General features: G+C 68.7%; 19 protein-coding genes. 5 read left to right on the top strand and 14 right to left on the bottom strand.

The annotated features are described in order from the left end of the window. Window positions 1-14: 14 nt before the first annotated feature. Window positions 15-989, top strand: coding sequence for a hypothetical protein (locus EJP69_RS24670; RefSeq protein WP_126472858.1), 975 nt, complete (start codon window positions 15-17; stop codon window positions 987-989). 19 nt (window positions 990-1,008) lie between these two features. On the opposite strand, the gene EJP69_RS24665 is transcribed toward EJP69_RS24670, so the two are convergent. The 6 genes from EJP69_RS24665 to EJP69_RS24640 all read right to left on the bottom strand — a co-directional run bounded on the left by EJP69_RS24665 (window position 1,009) and on the right by EJP69_RS24640 (window position 6,210). After that, on the bottom strand, window positions 1,009-2,007 hold the full coding sequence (locus EJP69_RS24665) for a MurR/RpiR family transcriptional regulator (RefSeq protein WP_093203200.1): 999 nt from the start codon (window positions 2,005-2,007) through the stop codon (window positions 1,009-1,011). Beyond that, window positions 1,967-3,031, bottom strand: coding sequence for a C45 family autoproteolytic acyltransferase/hydrolase (locus EJP69_RS24660; RefSeq protein WP_126472856.1), 1,065 nt, complete (start codon window positions 3,029-3,031; stop codon window positions 1,967-1,969). The genes EJP69_RS24665 and EJP69_RS24660 overlap by 41 nt, the downstream gene beginning before the upstream one ends. 1 nt (window position 3,032) lies before the next feature. Continuing rightward, window positions 3,033-3,761: a glutamine ABC transporter ATP-binding protein GlnQ gene (glnQ, locus tag EJP69_RS24655; RefSeq protein ID WP_126472854.1), complete on the bottom strand. Its 729-nt coding sequence runs from the start codon at window positions 3,759-3,761 to the stop codon at window positions 3,033-3,035. Beyond that, entirely contained in the window at window positions 3,758-4,414 is a 657-nt protein-coding gene (glnP, locus tag EJP69_RS24650) for a glutamine ABC transporter permease GlnP (RefSeq protein ID WP_093203207.1), read from the bottom strand. Before glnP ends, glnQ begins: the two co-directional genes overlap by 4 nt. A gap of 22 nt (window positions 4,415-4,436) precedes the next feature. Next, window positions 4,437-5,189 (bottom strand): glutamine ABC transporter substrate-binding protein GlnH, encoded by a 753-nt coding sequence (gene glnH / locus EJP69_RS24645; RefSeq protein WP_126472852.1) that lies wholly within the window; start codon window positions 5,187-5,189, stop codon window positions 4,437-4,439. Window positions 5,190-5,409: 220 nt separating this feature from the next. Beyond that, on the bottom strand, window positions 5,410-6,210 hold the full coding sequence (locus EJP69_RS24640) for an AraC family transcriptional regulator (RefSeq protein ID WP_126472851.1): 801 nt from the start codon (window positions 6,208-6,210) through the stop codon (window positions 5,410-5,412). A gap of 145 nt (window positions 6,211-6,355) precedes the next feature. Here EJP69_RS24640 and EJP69_RS24635 point away from each other — a divergent pair, with 145 nt between their 5' ends. After that, the gene (locus EJP69_RS24635; protein WP_126472849.1) at window positions 6,356-7,123 is read left to right on the top strand and encodes an SDR family oxidoreductase; all 768 of its coding nucleotides are present in this window, start codon (window positions 6,356-6,358) and stop codon (window positions 7,121-7,123) included. 34 nt (window positions 7,124-7,157) lie between these two features. Then, window positions 7,158-8,012: an NAD(P)-dependent oxidoreductase gene (locus EJP69_RS24630; protein ID WP_126472847.1), complete on the top strand. Its 855-nt coding sequence runs from the start codon at window positions 7,158-7,160 to the stop codon at window positions 8,010-8,012. A 21-nt stretch (window positions 8,013-8,033) separates the two neighbouring features. On the opposite strand, the gene hslO is transcribed toward EJP69_RS24630, so the two are convergent. Together hslO and EJP69_RS24620 are read right to left on the bottom strand one after the other, a co-directional pair. After that, on the bottom strand, window positions 8,034-9,032 hold the full coding sequence (hslO, locus tag EJP69_RS24625) for an Hsp33 family molecular chaperone HslO (RefSeq protein ID WP_126472845.1): 999 nt from the start codon (window positions 9,030-9,032) through the stop codon (window positions 8,034-8,036). A gap of 124 nt (window positions 9,033-9,156) precedes the next feature. Then, window positions 9,157-9,681 carry a gamma carbonic anhydrase family protein gene (locus tag EJP69_RS24620; protein WP_093303938.1) on the bottom strand — a complete coding sequence of 175 codons (525 nt, stop codon included), beginning with the start codon at window positions 9,679-9,681 and terminating at the stop codon, window positions 9,157-9,159. 41 nt (window positions 9,682-9,722) lie between these two features. On the opposite strand from EJP69_RS24620, the gene EJP69_RS24615 reads away from it, so the two are divergent. Both EJP69_RS24615 and EJP69_RS24610 read left to right on the top strand, forming a co-directional pair. Beyond that, window positions 9,723-10,535: a ferritin-like domain-containing protein gene (locus EJP69_RS24615; protein WP_126472844.1), complete on the top strand. Its 813-nt coding sequence runs from the start codon at window positions 9,723-9,725 to the stop codon at window positions 10,533-10,535. After that, on the top strand, window positions 10,532-11,218 hold the full coding sequence (locus EJP69_RS24610) for a pentapeptide repeat-containing protein (protein WP_126472842.1): 687 nt from the start codon (window positions 10,532-10,534) through the stop codon (window positions 11,216-11,218). Before EJP69_RS24615 ends, EJP69_RS24610 begins: the two co-directional genes overlap by 4 nt. A gap of 7 nt (window positions 11,219-11,225) precedes the next feature. On the opposite strand, the gene EJP69_RS24605 is transcribed toward EJP69_RS24610, so the two are convergent. From EJP69_RS24605 to xerD, 6 genes are all read right to left on the bottom strand, one after another. Further along, the gene (locus EJP69_RS24605) at window positions 11,226-11,678 is read right to left on the bottom strand and encodes a MaoC family dehydratase (RefSeq protein WP_126472840.1); all 453 of its coding nucleotides are present in this window, start codon (window positions 11,676-11,678) and stop codon (window positions 11,226-11,228) included. A 51-nt stretch (window positions 11,679-11,729) separates the two neighbouring features. Beyond that, window positions 11,730-12,863: a thiolase family protein gene (locus tag EJP69_RS24600; protein ID WP_126472838.1), complete on the bottom strand. Its 1,134-nt coding sequence runs from the start codon at window positions 12,861-12,863 to the stop codon at window positions 11,730-11,732. A gap of 95 nt (window positions 12,864-12,958) precedes the next feature. Then, on the bottom strand, window positions 12,959-13,534 hold the full coding sequence (locus EJP69_RS24595; RefSeq protein WP_126472837.1) for a TetR/AcrR family transcriptional regulator: 576 nt from the start codon (window positions 13,532-13,534) through the stop codon (window positions 12,959-12,961). A gap of 55 nt (window positions 13,535-13,589) precedes the next feature. After that, window positions 13,590-14,582, bottom strand: coding sequence for a Bug family tripartite tricarboxylate transporter substrate binding protein (locus EJP69_RS24590; protein ID WP_093203237.1), 993 nt, complete (start codon window positions 14,580-14,582; stop codon window positions 13,590-13,592). 51 nt (window positions 14,583-14,633) lie between these two features. Next, complete coding sequence (locus EJP69_RS24585) at window positions 14,634-15,605, bottom strand: Bug family tripartite tricarboxylate transporter substrate binding protein (RefSeq protein ID WP_126472835.1); 972 nt, start codon at window positions 15,603-15,605, stop codon at window positions 14,634-14,636. Window positions 15,606-15,648: 43 nt separating this feature from the next. Then, entirely contained in the window at window positions 15,649-16,569 is a 921-nt protein-coding gene (xerD, locus tag EJP69_RS24580) for a site-specific tyrosine recombinase XerD (RefSeq protein ID WP_126472834.1), read from the bottom strand. Between the last annotated feature and the right edge of the window lie 11 nt (window positions 16,570-16,580).

Genomic DNA, 16,580 nt, shown 5'->3' with positions numbered 1-16,580 from the left:
TTACCGGAGACCCGATGCCCCTTTCGACCGCCGCGCGCATCGCGCTTCTTCCCGGCACTTTGGCCGCCCTTCTGCTGGCAGCCACCGTCCCGGCCCATGCAGCCCCTGTCGCCGCCACCGTCGAGAACGGCACCACCACCACCGCCTGCGCCGAGGAAGACAACGTCTCGCTCACCCTGCGCGGCGAAGGCATCCGCCGCATGCGCATCGAGGCGCTGCAGCCCGATTACCTCGACAAGATCGGCAACGACGTCACCGCCCCCGACTTCTCGGGCTGCAACTTCGACGGCGGCGCTCATCCCACCGACCCGGCCTACCGCTTCCGCAAGCGCACCGTGGTGCTGATGGACAACGCCCAGTGGCGCGTCGTCGGCATGACGCTGCCGAGCTTCTGGCGTCCGCAGCGCGTGCCCGTGCAGGTGGGCAAGCGCAAGGACCGCGGCTTCCACCTGCTGCAGGTGTTCCGGAAGGAAAACGGCAAGCCGCTCGAAGCCATCGTGCTCTATCCGTCCGACGGCTACTGGCGCATCAAGCCGCTGCCCGAGCCGCGCTTCGGCGACGGCGTGTACGGCTCGTCCTTCCTGCTCGGCCCGGTCGAGGCGGCCGCGCGGCCGGTGGTGAACATCGCGTCGATCCGCATCGTGCCGCGGCCGCTGGCCATCCACGTTCGCTTCACCGATGGCGGCAGCGCAGCAGTGAAGGTCGACGAAATCAGCCGCACGCGCACCGCGCTCGACGTGACGCTGTCGAAACCGACGGCAAGCGCCCAGCCCTTCGCGGTGCTGCGCTCGATGTACGTCACGCCCGACAACGCCGACGTGAGCGAAGTACGCTGGCAGGCATCGCCCGGTGCCGCGCATCAGGTGCTGCCGCTGCCGGAGGTGAAGAGCCTTCAGGCCACGCAGGTGCGCTTCGGCCGCAGCCTGCCGTCGAAGCACAACACGAGCGCGCCGGACATCGCCTTCGGCGGCTTCGACGACCAGAACTGAGCGCCGAGCGCGGCCAGCCCTACTCGATACCCAGGTCGGCGATGAAGCGCTCGCGCCGCTCGAGCGCCTCCAGCGCCTTCTTGCCCAGGCCGGTCGCGACCAGGTTCAGCAGGCCCTCGCAGAAGATGACGTAGGCGCCCATCGAATTGCTGAAGAAGGTGCTGCCATGCGGCACGAAGAAGGAGTGCTTCGCGAAGGCCGCGAGCGGCGAGGCGCGGTGGTCGGTGATGGCGATCACGACCATGCCGGCCTTGGCTGCGGCCTCGGCCGTCTCGGCGATGCTGCGCGTGTAGGGCTCGACACTCGTCACGACCACCAGATCGCCTGGCTGCAACTGCGCCAGCCCCTCGGCCACACCGAGGCCATGAGGATCGAGCAGCGCCACGTCGCCGCGCACCATCGCCAGCCCGTAGGCCAGGAAGCTCGCCAGCGCGCTGAACTGCCGCAGGCCGTGCACCCGCACCCGTGGCGCGGCGGCAAGGAGCCGGGCAGCCTGTTGCAGCTCGTCGGCCGACAGCTGCGCGAGAAAACCTTCGGTGTTGGCGATCGAGTCGCGGGCGATCTGCACCATCGTGTCGATCTCCGGGCGCTGCCCCGGCCCTTCGGACTGCGAACGCTCCGACGCGTGCGCCACCAGCCGGCCGGCCTGTTCGCTGTAGAAGTGCCGGTGCCGCGACGCCAGCCCGTCGCGGAACACGGTCTGGAACTCGACGAAGCCGGCGTAGCCAAGCCGGGTGGCAAGGCGCGTGAGCGTCGATGCGTTCACGCCCAGCGAGTCGGCCAGCTCGGTGATGGTGCGCACCGCGACCTCTTCCGGGCGCTCGACCAGGCGAGCCAGCACGCTGTGCGCCTTGCTGCCCATCGAGATCAGCGCGTCGCCGCGCCCGAGGCGCACCGTCAGTGCGCGCAGTTCCTCGACGGTTCGCGGCGGCGAGGCGCCGTCCGCACTGCCGCCTGCGCCGTCGGTGTCATCGGCATCAGGCTGGGCGGGCACGCTGGCTTTTTTCGGTGCTTGCATGGCCGTCGATCATATGGAATCGCGGCGGCCGGGCCGGGTGCTCGTACACCTCCCATTCGATGTGCGAAGCACCGGCGACGATGCGGATGTCTGCGGTCGCCATCGTGTTCTCCGCGTCGCTGTCGTCCGGGGCGGCACGCAGGATCGGAAACGACGCATCGCTGCCGTCGGCCAGCAGGCGCAGCGGATCGATCGTCGCGCCATCTTCCGCCAGCAGCGCATCGCCGCGCTCCTGCCTGTGCCGCGAAGATCCCGTAACGATCTGCGGCAGGTCGCGCAGCGTCGAGTGCAGCGCATGGTTGGCATGCAGCCGGCGCCCGTCGATCTCCACGATGGAGCAAGCCTCGGAGCTGAACTCCACGCTCAACAGCCCGAGCGATGCCCGATGCGCCACCGTGAGGTGAAAGCCGCCCGCGCGTTCGTTCGACGCGAGCAGCGCGCGCACATCCTGCAGGCTGGCGGCTTCGAGCAGTGCCCGCGTGAGCACCATGCGCGGCACGCCCGGCCGCACGTTCAGGCATCGAAGGTTGTTCACCGTCATCGCCAGGCCGCCGTCGGTCACCGCGAAGGTATGGCCCGGCAGCGATCCCGGATAGACGAAGGAAGCGAAGGGCACACTGCCCTCGACAGTGCATTCCGCGATCGCGCAATGCCCCGCGAAGGCCGGGTCGCCGTCTTCGTTGTGCGTGATGCGGCGCAGCGTGCCCGTCGATTCCTGCACCGTGGTGCAGCCGTCGGGCGCCATGGCCCACAGGTCGCCGCGGCAGTTCCACAGGAACACGTCTTCGAGGGGCAGCTCCAGCCCCGCGGCAAGGCCCTGGAGTTCGTCCCATATGCGCGGGAAGCGCGAACGCACCAGGGCGGACATCGCCCCGGCAGCGGGTGTGCCGCGATGGTGCATCACCGATGCCCAGGCGGGCGAATGCCGCGCGTAGTCCTGCATCGCCGCGGCGCCGAAGCGGCCCAGCGTCCGTCCCGTCTCGAAGGGCGATCCTCCGGCTTCGAGGTAATTCAATGTCGGCATGTCACTCTACGTGCTGAAGAAAGTCGCGCAGGCGCTGGTTGGGTGGGTTGTCCAGCAACTGCGACGGCGGTCCGTCGACCGTGATGTGGCCGTGCTCCATGAAGATCAGTCGCGTCCCGACCTTGCGGGCGAACTGCATCTCGTGGGTGACGACCACCATCGTCATGCCCTCCTCGGCGAGCGACTGCATCACGCGCAGCACCTCCTGCCGCAACTCGGGGTCGAGCGCGGAGGTCGGCTCGTCGAACAGCATCAGCTTCGGCCTGACGGCCAACGCGCGTGCGATGGCCACGCGCTGCTGCTGTCCGCCGGAAAGTTCGCTGGGATAGTGGTTCACGCGCTCGGAGAGCCCCACCTTGGCGAGCAGCTCCGCGGCCTGGGCCCGGGCCTGCGACCTGGAGGCGCCGCGCACCTGGCGCGGGCCGAAGGCGACGTTCTCGAGCGCGGTCATCTGCGGGAACAGGTTGAACTGCTGGAACACCATGCCGGCCTCCTGGCGGATCTCGCGCGCCACGGCATTGCCGCCGCGCACGCTGAGGCCGTCCACCAGCAGGTCGCCGCCGTCGATCTGCTCCAGCGCGTTGATGCAGCGCAGCAGCGTCGACTTGCCCGAGCCCGAGGGGCCGATCAGCACCACGACCTCGCCCTTGCGGATCTGCAGGCTCACGCGGTCGAGCACCTTGTTGGCGCCGAAGCGCTTCTCCACATTCTTGAATTCGACGATGTTCACAGGATGCGCATCCTTCTTTCGACAGTCCGCAGGCCGAGCGTGAGCAGCCCGATCAGCAGCAGGTAGATGGCCGCGACCGCGCTCCAGATCTCGATGGCGCGGAAGTTGGCTGCCATGATTTCCTGTCCCTGGCGCGTCAGCTCGCCGACGCCGATGACGATGAAGAGCGAGGTGTCCTTCAGGCTCACGATGAACTGGTTGCCCAGCGCCGGCGTCATGCGCCGGAACGCGACAGGGCCGACGACGAACGCCAGCACCCGCCAGCGCGGCAGGCCCATGGCCAGCCCCGCCTCGCTCAGGCCGCGGGGCACGGAGAGGAAGGCGCCGCGCACGATCTCCGCGATGTAGGCGCCTGAATTGATGACGATGGAGGCGATGGCCGCCGTCATCGGGTCGACGCGCACGCCCAGCAGGCCGGGCAATGCGAAGTAGATGAACATGACCTGCACCACGATGGGCGTGCCCCGCACCAGCCCCACGTAGGCGAAGCCGATGCTCGCGACGAGGCTGTTTCCGTAGGCGCGCATCAGGCCGAACAGCACGCCCAGCAGCGTGCCTCCGGCAAGACCCGCCACGGTGATGAGCACCGTGAGTTGCGCGCCCTTCAAGAGCGCCGGCAGCGCGCCGGCGATCACTGACCAGTCGAAATCCATGAATGGCTCCGTGGCGTGCCGCTCAGGGCTTCGGCGGTTCGGCCTTGAACCACTTGCGGTAGATGGCGGCGTAGCGGCCGTCGGCCTTGATCTTCGCGAGCGCCGCGTTCACCTGCGGCACCAGCGGGCTGCCCTTGGGGAAGCCGATGCCGTACTGCTGCGCCATCATCTGCTGGCCCACCGCCTTGGCCTTGCCCGCGCCGGCGGTCGCGATGTAGTACAGGACGTTCGGCGTGTCGTGCATGGCGGCGTCGACACGGCCGGTCATCAGTTCGAGGTAGGCGTTGTCGATGTTCGGGAACTGGCGCAGTTCGGTGCCGGCGAAGTTGGCCTTGGCGTAGTCGGCGGCGGAGGTGCCGGTCTTGATGGCCAGCGTCTTGCCCTTCAGGTCGGCCACGCCGGCGATCTTGCTGGCGGCGGGCACCATGAGGATGAAGCCGCTGTCGTAGTAGCCGTCGGAGAAGTCGATGACCTTCTTGCGCTCGTCCTTGATGGTGATGCCGGCCAGCGCCACGTCGACGTTCTTCGTCTGCAGCGCGGGCAGGATGCCGGCGAAGTCCATCGGCTGCAGCTTGTATTCGAGCTTCAGCTCCTTGGCCACGGCCTCCCACAGGTCGATGTCGAAGCCCACGTACTTGTCGCCTTCCTTGAACTCGAAGGGAACGAAGGCGGTATCGACCGCCACCAGCAGCGGGCCGGCCGCGGTGGCGGGAGCGGCGATGAACGACGTGGCGACGGCCGCGGCCGCGAGCAGTCGGAGTACGAGTTTCTTCATGACAATCCTTCCGGAGTAAGAGTTCACCGAATTGGTGCAATTGAATTTGCATGAAAATCAAATTCGCAAATCCATTTGCATAATGTGTGCCATGCGGCAGCGCGCGGCAAGCTCGGGTTTGCCCTGAGCGCCGCCGTGCCACCGTGCCGCCAAGGCAGGTTTCGGAGGGAGGATGGGAAGAAATCGGCCGCGTCGCCCGGCCGATGGCGGAGCAGGCGCCCTAGCCCGCGCGCCGCACTTCGCCCGGCGTGACGCCGAGCACGCGGCGCATGCAGCGCGCCATGTGGCTCTGGTGCGAGAAGCCGCTCTCCAGGGCGACCATGCTCGCCGGCATCTCGCTGCGCAGCAGCAGGCCGCGCGCGCGGTCTACGCGGCGATGCACCACGTACTCGTGCACCGGCAGGCCGATGGAGCGCTTGAACTGAGTCTTCAGGTGCGATGCGCTGAGGCCGGCAATGTTGGCCAGCGCGGCCAGCGAAAGATCGCCGTCGAGATTCGCCTCGATGAATTCGGTCACGCGGCGCAGCTGCGGCCGCGTCAGTCCTTGCGTCGATGCGGTGCCTGCGGCGGCTTCCTGCCCCGCGAGCAGTTGCACCGCGAGTGCCGTGCCCAGGCTGTCGGTGTAGAGCCTGCCGTTGGGAAAGCCCGCTCGCCGCTCGGCGTCGAGCGCCCATGCGACGTGCTCGATGCGCGCGTCGCGGAACTGGTGGCGCTGGTCGAGCACGGCCCGCTCGGGCGGCAGCCCCATCTCTTCGGCGGTGCGCTTCAGCAGCACGGGCGGCATGCGCACGACGACCGAGGTGCTCGGCGCTTCCTCGTGCCAGACGTCGGTGATGCCCGCCGGCAGGATGTCGAGATCGCCGCGCGTGTACAGGAAGTTGTGCAGCCTGCAGGCGCCAGCCACCGGTCCGCCGATGTGCAGCTTGATGCGGTGATCGGGCAGCGCGTCGTAGCCGACGATGCCGCCGGGCGTCTCGCGCAGGTCCACGCGCAGGCTCGTGTCGAGATCGGTGTCGCTCATCGGAACATTATCGAGCGCGGTGCTTCACGGCATCGCGCGGCGTCGTCCGTTCGTGCTCCAGCACGGCCGAACGTGCGCGACCCGGCGGGCACCGATCCGGATCATTCGCAGCCTTGAACTTCATCCACTCAAAGGCAAGCGAATCATGACGAACATCTACGGCGGCAAGAAGGCCGTCATCACCGGCGGAACCATCGGCATGGGCCTCGCGACAGCGCAGGCGCTGCTCGCGGGCGGTGCCGAGGTGCTGGTGACCGGGCGCAACCCCGAGAACCTCGAATCCGCGCGGCGCACGCTCGGCTCGGGTGCCCATGTGCTGGCGTCCGACGCAGGCTCGCTGGCCGACATCGACGCGCTGGCAGCCACCGTGCGCGAGCGCTTCGGCCAGATCGACCTGCTGCACATCAACGCCGGCATCTCCACGCTGGAACCCTTCGACCAGGTGACGGAGGCCGGCTACGACCGCGCCTTCGCGATCAACACCAAGGGCCCGTTCTTCACGGTGCAACGCCTCGCGCCGCTGATCCGCGAGGGTGGCTCCATCGTCGTCACCTCGTCCATCGCCGACGAAGGCGGCATGCACGGCCTGAGCGTCTACAGCGCGACCAAGGCCGCGCTGCGCTCCTTCGCCTCGGGCTTCGCGGCGGAGCTGCTGGCGCGCGGCATCCGCGTGAACGTGGTGAGCCCGGGCTTCATCGACACGCCCACGCTAGGCGTTGCCGACGCGACGCCGGAGGAACGCGCGGAGTTCATCCGGCTGGGCGACCAGATCACGCCGATGCGGCGCCACGGCACCGCCGACGAGGTGGCGCGCGCGGTGCTGTTCTTCGCCTTCGAGGCGACCTTCACGACCGGCGCGCGGCTCACCGTCGACGGCGGGCTGGGCCAGAAGCTGACGCCCGCCGCGGCCTGACGACGAACAGACAAGAAAAGGAACGGAGAACGACATGACCGACGTATCCCTCATCGGCCTCGGCCCCATGGGCATCGCGCTCGCGCGCGCCCTTCAACCCCGGTACACGCTGACCCTCTGGAACCGCACCGCCGAGCGTGCGAAGCCGCTGCTGAACCAGGGCACGCTGCTCGCCGCCGACGCACGCAGCGCCGTCGAAGCGAGCCCCATCGTGCTGATGTGCGTGGCCGACTACGCGGCAGCGCGCGCGATCCTCGCCATGCCCGGCGTGGCCGCCGCCTTGCGCGGCAAGGTGCTCGTGCAGCTGAGCACCGGCACGCCGCAGGACGCGCGCGAGGCCTGGGCAGCCGCCGACGGCGTGGCCTATCTCGACGGCGCCCTGCTCGCCACGCCTGGCCAGATCGGCCGGCCCGACACGCCGCTCTTCATTTCCGGCGAGGAACGCGCGCTGGCCGCCTGCCGCCCGGTGCTCGAGACCATCGCGGGCAATCTCATGTACATGGGCGAAGCCATCGGCAACGCGGCGGCCTGGGACCTGGCCACGCTGTCGTGCATGTTCGGCGCGATGAGCGGTTTCTTCCACGGCGCGCGCATCTGCGAGTCCGAAGGGCTGGGCGTGGGCGAGTTCGGCCGGATGATCGGCGCGATATCGCCGGTGCTGGGGGAAATGATCCGCGCCGAGGGTGACGCCATCGAGGCCGGACGCTACGGCGAGCCGGAGAGCTCGATGGCCACCTGCGCGGGCTCGGGCCGGCTGTTCGTGAAGCAGGCGCGAGAGGCGAAGCTGGACGCGAGCTTTCCCCATTTCCTGGCCGGCATGTTCGACCGCGCGCTGGCGGCCGGCTACGCGAACGAGCGGCTCGCCGCGATGGTCAAGGTGCTGCGCTGAAAGGCTCGTTGGCGCAGCCGCTCACTGCACGACCGGGCTGCCCGGGATCTGGTCGCCCAGCGGCGTGAACAGCTGCGCAGCGTCGACCGCGTCGAAGCGGTACTGCTTGCCGCAGAAGTCGCAACCCACCTCGATGTTGCCGCGCTCGGCGAGGATGCTCTCGGCCTCCTGCTCGCCGAGGCCGCGGATCATCTGCGCCACGCGCTCGCGGCCGCAGGTGCAGGCGAAGCGCGGGCCGAGCATGCCGGCCTGCGGCTCGAAGCGCAGCAGCTTCTCTTCCCAGAACAGGCGGCGCAGGATGGTCTCGACGTCGAGCGTGAGCAGCTCGTCGCGCGTCAGGCTCGACGCGAGGATCGAGATGCGGTTGTAGTCCTCGTTGCGGCCGATCTGGTCTTCGTTGGCCTGGTCGTGGTCCTTGTCGGCGGTGCCTTCGAGGTTGCCCTCGCCCTTCACCGGCAGGCGCTGGATCAGCAGGCCCGCGGCGACCTTGTCGTCGGCGGCCAGCACCAGCGTGGTGTCGAGCTGCTCGCTCTGCAGCATGTAGTGCTGAAGCACGTCGCTGAGCTTGCCGAGCTTCTCGCCGTTGTCGCCGAAGAGCGGCACGACGCCCTGGTAGGGGGTGGTGCCCGGCAGCTTGTCCTTGGGGTCGAGCGTGATGGCGCAGCGGCCCTTGTTGTTCACGTTGACCATGTCGGGTAGGTGCGCATCGGCGGGCAGATCGCCCATCACCTTGGCGGTGGCGCGCAGGCTCAGGTCGGGCTTGGACTCGGCCACCGCCACCTTGACGGGGCCGTCGCCGAAGATCTGCAGGATCAGCGCGCCGTTGAACTTGATGTTGGCCTGCATCAGCGTGGCCGCCGCCGTCATCTCGCCGAGCAGTTCGACCACGGGCTGCGGATAGGCGCCGGTGGAGGTGTTGGAGGCGCGCCGCGCGAGGATCTCCTGCCACGCATCCGTCAGGCGCACGATCATGCCGCGCACCGGCAGGCCATCGAACAGGAATTTGTGCAGCTCGCTCAAAACATTGGTCCTCTCTCAATAAAACAGTCTTCGCGCGGAATACCGCGGAACCGGCTTTGCCGGGCCGCCGGTATTGCCCCCTGCAAGGGGGTTGGCGGCCACACGAAGTGGGCAAGCCTGGGGGTTAGCCAATTTTCTTCAGGCCCTTGGCGAAGCGCCGGGCGTTGGCCACGTAGTTCTCCGCGCCGTGGCGCAGCTTGGCGGCCGCCTCGTCGTCGAGGGTGCGCACCACCTTGGCGGGCGATCCCATGATGAGCGAGTTGTCGGGAAACTCCTTGCCCTCGGTCACCACGCTGCCTGCGCCAACGATCGAGTTGCGGCCGATCCTCGCGTTATTCAAGACCACGGCCTGGATGCCGATCAGCGTGTTGTCGCCGATGGTGCAGCCGTGCAGCATCACCTGGTGGCCTACCGTCACGTTGTCGCCGACGGTCAGGGGGCAGCCGATGTCGGCATGCAGCACCGACAGGTCCTGGATGTTGCTGTTGCGCCCGATGCTCAGCGTCTCGGTGTCGCCACGCAACACGGCGCCGAACCACACGTTGGCGTTGTCCGCCAGCCTGACGTTGCCCATCACCTCCGCGCTGTCGGCCACCCATGCACCTTCGCCCACCTGGGGTGCCACACCGTCGAGTTCGTAGAGCGCCATTGTTTCCGGTCCCTGCAAGGTCAAAACCTAGAATTGTAGGGATGCACCCCCGATTGAGCGCGCTGGCCGCGCTTCGCCTTACAGACCCCGATGAGAAGGTAGCGGCGACGCGCGCCATATCGGCGTCCGGCGCTACCGAATCCATAGCAACAGACCCCATCCGCGTCGCGGGCGACGACATCGGCGTTCCGGGTCGCCCCGACAGGCCGCAACGCGTGGCCGCCACCGCCGTGCAGAAGCGTTCGCCCTTCACCACCGAAGGCCGGGCCGCGCTGATCCATTCGATCTGCCACATCGAGTTCAACGCGATCAACCTCGCGCTCGACGCCGTCTGGCGCTACGACGGCATGCCCGAGGCCTACTACCGCGACTGGCTGCGCGTGGCCGACGAGGAGGCGCTGCACTTCACCCTGCTGCACGCGCACCTGCAGGACATGGGCTGGCGCTACGGAGACTTCCCCGGCCACGACGGCCTGTGGAACATGTGCGAGAAGACGAAGGACGACGTGCTCGCCCGCATGGCGCTGGTGCCGCGCACGCTCGAAGCACGCGGGCTCGACGCCACGCCGCTCATCCAGGGCAAGCTCAAGCGCGTGAACACGCCCGATGCGCTGCGCGCGGTGGAGATCCTCGACATCATCCTGCGCGACGAAGTGGGCCACGTGGCCATCGGCAACCACTGGTATCGCTGGCTGTGCGATGGCGCCGGCCTCGATGCGGAGGCGACCTATCCGGCGCTGGTCGCGCGCTACGACGCACCGCGCCACAAACCGCCCTTCAACCTCGAGGCACGCAGCCGGGCGGGCTTCAGCCCCGAAGAGCTTCGTGCGCTGACCGACTCCCGCCCCGAATGACCATCGTGATCTCCGACCAGACTTGGTCGCGCCCCGACCTGCTCGCCTGCCTGCAGGACCGCAAGGGCAACGAGCCGCTGCACTTCGAGCGCTGCAATTTCGACGAAGCCGACCTGTCGCGCCTCGACCTGCGCGGCGTGCAATTCACGCTGTGCAACTTCGCCGAGACCTCGTTCGACCGCACCCTGCTGTCGGACAGCCGCTGGGCCGGCTGCAGGGCGCGCCAGGCCGACTTCGGCCTCGCGGACCTGACGAACGCCCGCTTCCAGGACAGCGACCTGAACAACACGCAATGGGCGCGCGCCAAGCTGGCTTCGGCGTTCTTCAGCGGCGTGAAGCTCACCGGCGCGCACTTCGGCGAAGTGTCGGCGCTGGGCATCGGTTTCAAGGATTCGCTGCTGGTCGACGCGCACCTGCGCGGCATGTCGTTTCGCAAGCAGAAGCTCGAACAGCTCGACTTCTCCGAGGCCGACCTGTCCGGCTGCGATTTCCGCGAGGCGGTGTTCGAAGGCGGCAGCCTGCGCAACGCGCACCTGAAGCTCGCGCGCTTCGAGGGCGCCGACCTGCGCGAGGTCGACCTGGGAGGGCTGCGGCTCGCGAACGCGGCGCAGTTCAAGGGCGCCACCATCTCGCACCGGCAGGCCGCCTCGCTGGTGGAGGAACTGGGCCTGCGCGTGGTCTGAACGCGGCTCAGGCCGATGCGGGCCTGGCGTGCACCACCAGCTTCGGCGAGAAGTCCTGGAGCACCTCCCCGCGCTGGTTGAGCGTCTGGCAGTGCATCGTCACCATCGCGCGGCCTGGCTTGGAACGCGAAGGCACGATCGCGGTCACTTCGCCCTCCACGTGCAGCACGTCGCCGGGCCGCGTGGGCCTGGGCCACTGCAGCTCGCCGCCCGAGCCGATGATGCCGTCGGCCAGCGGGATGCCGCTCTCGACCAGCAGCTTCATCGTGAGCGCGGCCGTGTGCCAACCGCTCGCGGCGAGGCCGCCAAAGAAGGTGTTCTTCGCGGCCTCCTCGTCGGTGTGGAAAGGCTGTGGATCGAATTGCTGCGCGAAGGCCTTGATCTGCGCCACGTCCAGCGCGTGCTCGCTGCTGCGGAAGCGGTCGCCGACCTTCAGGTCTTCGAGATACAGCTTGGCCATGGGGTCTCCTTTGTTGTCAGTGGCAGCCGCCATTCTCGGGCGGCTCGGCGCTCAGACGCGCTCGAGGATCGTCGCGATGCCCTGCCCTCCGCCGATGCACTGCGTGGCCAGCGCATAGCGGCCGTTCTCGCGCGCGAGCAGCGACGCCGCCTTGCCGGTGATGCGCGCACCGGTCGCGCCCAGCGGATGACCGATGGCAAGGCCGCCGCCGTCGAGGTTGATCTTCGCCGGGTCGAGCCCGAGATCGCGGATGCAGGCCAGCGCCTGCGAGGAGAAGGCTTCGTTGATCTCGATCACGTCGAGGTCGGCTGCGCTCAGGCCTGCGCGCGCCAGCGCCTTGCGCGTGGCGGGGATCGGGCCGATGCCCATGATCGCCGGGTCGACGCCCACGGTCGCGAACGAGCGGATGCGCGCCAGTGCCTTCAGCCCGTGCTTCGCCGCGAATTCGTCGCTGGTGACGAGCACCGCTGCAGCGCCGTCGGTCAGCGGCGAGGAGGTGCCGGCCGTGACCACGCCGTCGGGGCGGAACGCGGGCTTCAGATTGGCCAGCGCCTCGGCGGAAGTGGTCGGACGGATGCAGCCGTCGGCATCGACGACATCGCCCGAAGCCAGGCGCACCGGCACGATCTCGCCCGCCAGCCGCCCCTGCGCGCGCGCCTCGGCCGCCTTGCGGTGCGACTCCACCGCGAAGGCTTCCTGGTCGACGCGGCTCACGTTCCAGCGCTGCGCGACGTTCTCGGCGGTCTCGCCCATCGAGATGTAGGCGTCGGTGTTCTCCTTGAGCTCCGGGCTCGGCGAGAAGTTGAAGCCGCCCTGCGGCACCATCGTCATCGACTCCACGCCCACGCACAGGAACGCATCGCCCATGCCCGCCTCGATCTGCGCGGCGGCGATGTGCACGGCCTGCATCGACGAGCCGCAGAAGCGGTTGACCGTCATGCCGCCCACCTCGTGCGGCAGGCCGGCCAGCAGCCCGACGATGCGCGCCAGGTTGTTGCCCTGCGAGGCCTCGGGGTAGGCGCAGCCGAGGATGACGTCTTCGAGCAGCGCGGGATCGAGATCGGTGCGCTGCAGCAGGCCGCGCACCACGCCGGCGGCGAGCGTGTCGGGCCGCACTTCGGCAAGCGCGCCTTTCTTCGCGAAATGGAACGGGGAACGGGCGTAGGCGGAAATGACGGCTTTCATGGGATGTGCTCCAGCGGGTTTGACTACCTTCCAATCGGTAGGCTTCGAGGTCGAAAAATAAGCACGCCGAAGCGTGCCTGCGCGAGGCCGGGCGCTCAGCCCGGCAAGGAACTCCTGAGTTGGGCGATGGCTTCGTCGAAATCGTCGACGCGGCCCGTCATGCGCGCCGACAGCAGCGCGCCCTGGCAGACCGAGAACACATAGGCGGCCAGCGAAGCCACCGAGGCGCCCGTCTTGCGCTCGGGCATCAGCGCACCCAGCACGCCGGTGAGCCAGGTCACCTGCGTGTTGCGCAGCTCCTGCACGGCCAGGCGCAGCTCGTCGTTGATGACGCCCCAGCCGGGAGCCACCGCCCCCGCGGGGCACATGCCCGAGCCGGCCCGCAGCGTATTGCGGTACATGCGGAAATACGATTCGAGCGCGTCCTTCGGCTCGCGCGTCCGGGCGGCGTCCCAGTCCTTGAAGCCCTGCGTCGCCCCGCGGATCACCGCGACGCCCAGCGCCTCCTTGGTCGGGAAGTGGTGATACAGGCTGGCCTTGCGCACGCCGACCGCGTCGGCCACGTCCTGGAAGCTGAAGCCCAGGTAGGAGCGCGTTTCGATGAAGCCGCGCGCCACCGCGAGGATCTGCTCGCGGGTGCTGCCGGTGGCCAGGGCTGTGGCGTTGGTCATCTACCTACTATAAGGTAGGGAAGATCAACCCACAAGCCGAGGTGTCATGAAGGCGTCAGTCGGCCTTGATGCCCGCCGCCTTGACGATGCGCCCGTTGCTCTCGAACTCGCTGGCGATTTCCTTCGCGAACGCCGCCGAAGTGCCGCCGGTCGGCACGTTGTCGGTGGCCGTGAGCTTGGCGCGTAGCTCGGGGCTGGCCAGCGCCTTGTTGATCTCGGCGTTGTACTTCGCGACCAGCGCGGCAGGCGTGGCTGCGGGCGCGAACACGCCGAACAGCGAATTGATGTTGGCCGCCTTGTAGCCCAGCTCGCCCAGCGTGGGCACCTGCGGCAGGCTTTCGAGCCGCGCGGGTGCGCCCACCGCCAGCGGGCGCAGCTTGCCCGACTGGATGTGCGAAGAGAGCGTCGGGCTCGCGTTGGTCGACAGGATCTCGAACTGCCCGCCGATCGCGTCGTTGAGCTGCTGTCCGCCGCCCTTGTAGGGCACGTGCGTGATGTCGACGCCGGCCGCCGCGCGCAGCTGCTCCAGCACGATGTGGCCGAGCGAGGCCGGCCCCGAGGTCGCCCAGCGCACCGCGCCCGGATGCGCCTTGGCATCGTCGATCAGCGCCTTGAAGTCCTTGGCCTTGCTCGCCGGCGTGGCGATCAGCAGCACCGGCGAATACATCACGCTGGCCACCGGCGCCACGTCCTTCAGCGGATCGAAGGGCAGCTTGCCCAGGTGCGGGCTCAGCACCAGAGGGCTGATGGCCGAGAAGCCCAGCGTCGCGCCATCGGGCGCGGCCTTGGCGACCGCGTCCATGCCGATGGCGCCGCTCGCGCCGGCACGGTTGTCAACGATCACCGTGACACCCATCTGCGCCGCGAGCCGGTCGCCCAGTGCGCGCGCGACCACGTCGCTGACGCCGCCCGCCGGGTAGGCGACGATGAGGCGCACGGTCTTGGGCACGGCCTGCGCGAAAGCGCCGGATGCGGCGCACAGCGCGGCGGCGGCGAGGAGTCGGGTCGCCGTGCGGCGCGAGGGCTTCGAGGAAGCGAGGAAATTCATGTCGTGTGTTTGGCAGCCCGGATCGTCTGCCTGCTTGCGTGATGGATGGCGTCAGTCCAGCTGCAGCTTGCGCTCCTTGATCAGCCTGGACCACTTCTCATTGTCCGCCTTCACGAAAGCCGCGAACTCGACCGGGCCGAGCGAATGCACCTCGGCGCCCGCCGTCGCGAACTTGGCCTTGATCTCCGGCTGCGCCAGTGCCTTCGCCAGCTCGCCGGAAAGCCGCTCGACGACCTCCTTCGGCATGTTGGCCGGCCCGACCAGCCCCTGGAAGCCGACCGACTCCATGCCCGCAAGGCCCAGCTCCTTCACCGTCGGCACGTCGGGCAGCTGCGGATCGCGCACCGGGCCGGTCACCGCCAGCGCCTTGAGCTTGCCGCCCTTCACCTGCGGCAGCAGCACGCTGCCCGCGTCGATCAGGATCTGCGTCTGCCCGCCGATCAGGTCCTGCACGGCGGGCGCGCTGCCCTTGTACGGCACGTGGGTCATGTCGAGCCCCGTAACCTGGTTCATCAGCTCGCCGTTGAGGTGCGTCGAGGTGCCGTTGCCGCCCGAGGCGAAGTTGACCTTGCCCGGCTGGCCCTTGGCCCAGGAGACGAACTCCTTGAGGTTCTTCGCCGGATGGTCGGGCCGCGTCACCGCGATGTAGCTGCCCTGGCTGATCTGCCCGATGTAGGTGAACTGCCTGATCGGGTCGTACGGCGGCTTGCTCTGCAGGTACGGCGCGATGGCGAAAGGCCCCGTGTTGGCCAGCAGCAGCGTGTAGCCGTCGGCGGGCTGGCGCGTGAGCTCGGTGGCCGCGATCATGCCGCTCGCGCCGGGTTTGTAGTCGACCACCAGCTGCTGCTTGAGCGCCTCCTGCAGCGGCACCTGCACTGTGCGCGCCGCGAAGTCGATACCGCCGCCGGGCGGATAGCCGACGATCAGGCGGATGGGCTTGGCTGTCGGAAAGCCCTGCGCGAACGCAGCGGTGCCCGCAGCCAGCAGTGCTGCCGCGAGCAGCGTCGCCATCTTCTTTTTCATGAATCGTGTCTCCTTGTTTTTCGGGGAAAGAAACCGCGCGCCCTCAACCGCGCGGATGGTGCTGCGCATGCAGCTGCTTCAGGCGCTCGCGCGCCACGTGCGTGTAGATCGTCGTCGTGGAGATGTCGGCGTGCCCCAGCAGCAGCTGCACCGCGCGCAGGTCGACGCCGTGGTTCAGCAGGTGCGTGGCGAAGGCATGGCGCAGCGTGTGCGGCGACAGGGGCACGTGGATGCCGGCCGCGGTGGCGTGCTTCTTCACGATGATCCAGAACATCACGCGCGTCATGCCCGCGCCACGTGCGGTCACGAACAGGTCGGGCGTCTGCTGTCCGTCGAGGATGGCCGGGCGCGACTCTTCCAGGTAGCGCTCGATCCAGCGCCGCGCCTCGCCGCCGAAAGGCACGAGCCGCTCCTTGCTGCCCTTGCCGAGCACGCGCAGCACGCCGTCGTTGAGGCTCATATCGATCGCCTTGAGCGCGACCAGCTCGCTCACGCGAAGACCGCTCGCGTACATCAGCTCCAGCATCGCGCGGTCGCGCAGGCCCAGCGGCGACTCGACGTCGGGCGCGCCCAGCAGGTCGTCGACCTGCTTTTCGGAAAGCGTCTTGATGGCCCGCGGCATCTGCCGCGCGGGCATGAGCCGGATGCTCGGGTCGGCCGTGATGCGCCGCTCGCGCAGCGCCCAGCGGTAGTAGCGCTTGAACACCGTGAGCCGCCGGTTCGCCGACGTGGCCTTGCCCCTGGTGGACAGGCGCGCACCCATGTAGGCCTGCAGGTCGGTTTCCTTCGCTGCGTCGAGCGCGGTGCCGCTGCGCTGCGCGGCCAGCCACTGCGCGAACAGCGCGAGATCGCGGCGATAGGCCGCCAGCGTGTTCTTCGACAACCCGTCCTCGAGCCACAGGGCGTCGATGAAATCGTCGATCTCGGGTGTCTTCGTCTGTGTCTGCGGGGCGGCCTCGGTCATGCCTTGCAAGA

It is taken from the genome of Variovorax gossypii (assembly GCF_003965815.1).
GTDB classification, from domain to species: Bacteria; Pseudomonadota; Gammaproteobacteria; order Burkholderiales; family Burkholderiaceae_C; genus Variovorax; species Variovorax gossypii.
Note: the sequence above shows the minus strand (reverse complement) of the source record. Positions and strands in the feature narration are given on the sequence as shown.

What these genes read in the sequence shown, in the direction of transcription:
- EJP69_RS24670 (WP_126472858.1), top strand. Translation starts at nt 15, where the DNA reads ATGCCCCTTTCGACCGCCGCGCGCATCGCGCTTCTTCCCGGCACTTTG.
- EJP69_RS24665 (WP_093203200.1), bottom strand. Translation starts at nt 2,007, where the DNA reads ATGCAAGCACCGAAAAAAGCCAGCGTGCCCGCCCAGCCTGATGCCGAT.
- EJP69_RS24660 (WP_126472856.1), bottom strand. Translation starts at nt 3,031, where the DNA reads ATGCCGACATTGAATTACCTCGAAGCCGGAGGATCGCCCTTCGAGACG.
- glnP (WP_093203207.1), bottom strand. Translation starts at nt 4,414, where the DNA reads ATGGATTTCGACTGGTCAGTGATCGCCGGCGCGCTGCCGGCGCTCTTG.
- glnH (WP_126472852.1), bottom strand. Translation starts at nt 5,189, where the DNA reads ATGAAGAAACTCGTACTCCGACTGCTCGCGGCCGCGGCCGTCGCCACG.
- EJP69_RS24640 (WP_126472851.1), bottom strand. Translation starts at nt 6,210, where the DNA reads ATGAGCGACACCGATCTCGACACGAGCCTGCGCGTGGACCTGCGCGAG.
- EJP69_RS24635 (WP_126472849.1), top strand. Translation starts at nt 6,356, where the DNA reads ATGACGAACATCTACGGCGGCAAGAAGGCCGTCATCACCGGCGGAACC.
- EJP69_RS24630 (WP_126472847.1), top strand. Translation starts at nt 7,158, where the DNA reads ATGACCGACGTATCCCTCATCGGCCTCGGCCCCATGGGCATCGCGCTC.
- EJP69_RS24620 (WP_093303938.1), bottom strand. Translation starts at nt 9,681, where the DNA reads ATGGCGCTCTACGAACTCGACGGTGTGGCACCCCAGGTGGGCGAAGGT.
- EJP69_RS24615 (WP_126472844.1), top strand. Translation starts at nt 9,723, where the DNA reads ATGCACCCCCGATTGAGCGCGCTGGCCGCGCTTCGCCTTACAGACCCC.
- EJP69_RS24610 (WP_126472842.1), top strand. Translation starts at nt 10,532, where the DNA reads ATGACCATCGTGATCTCCGACCAGACTTGGTCGCGCCCCGACCTGCTC.
- EJP69_RS24605 (WP_126472840.1), bottom strand. Translation starts at nt 11,678, where the DNA reads ATGGCCAAGCTGTATCTCGAAGACCTGAAGGTCGGCGACCGCTTCCGC.
- EJP69_RS24600 (WP_126472838.1), bottom strand. Translation starts at nt 12,863, where the DNA reads ATGAAAGCCGTCATTTCCGCCTACGCCCGTTCCCCGTTCCATTTCGCG.
- EJP69_RS24595 (WP_126472837.1), bottom strand. Translation starts at nt 13,534, where the DNA reads ATGACCAACGCCACAGCCCTGGCCACCGGCAGCACCCGCGAGCAGATC.
- EJP69_RS24590 (WP_093203237.1), bottom strand. Translation starts at nt 14,582, where the DNA reads ATGAATTTCCTCGCTTCCTCGAAGCCCTCGCGCCGCACGGCGACCCGA.
- EJP69_RS24585 (WP_126472835.1), bottom strand. Translation starts at nt 15,605, where the DNA reads ATGAAAAAGAAGATGGCGACGCTGCTCGCGGCAGCACTGCTGGCTGCG.
- xerD (WP_126472834.1), bottom strand. Translation starts at nt 16,569, where the DNA reads ATGACCGAGGCCGCCCCGCAGACACAGACGAAGACACCCGAGATCGAC.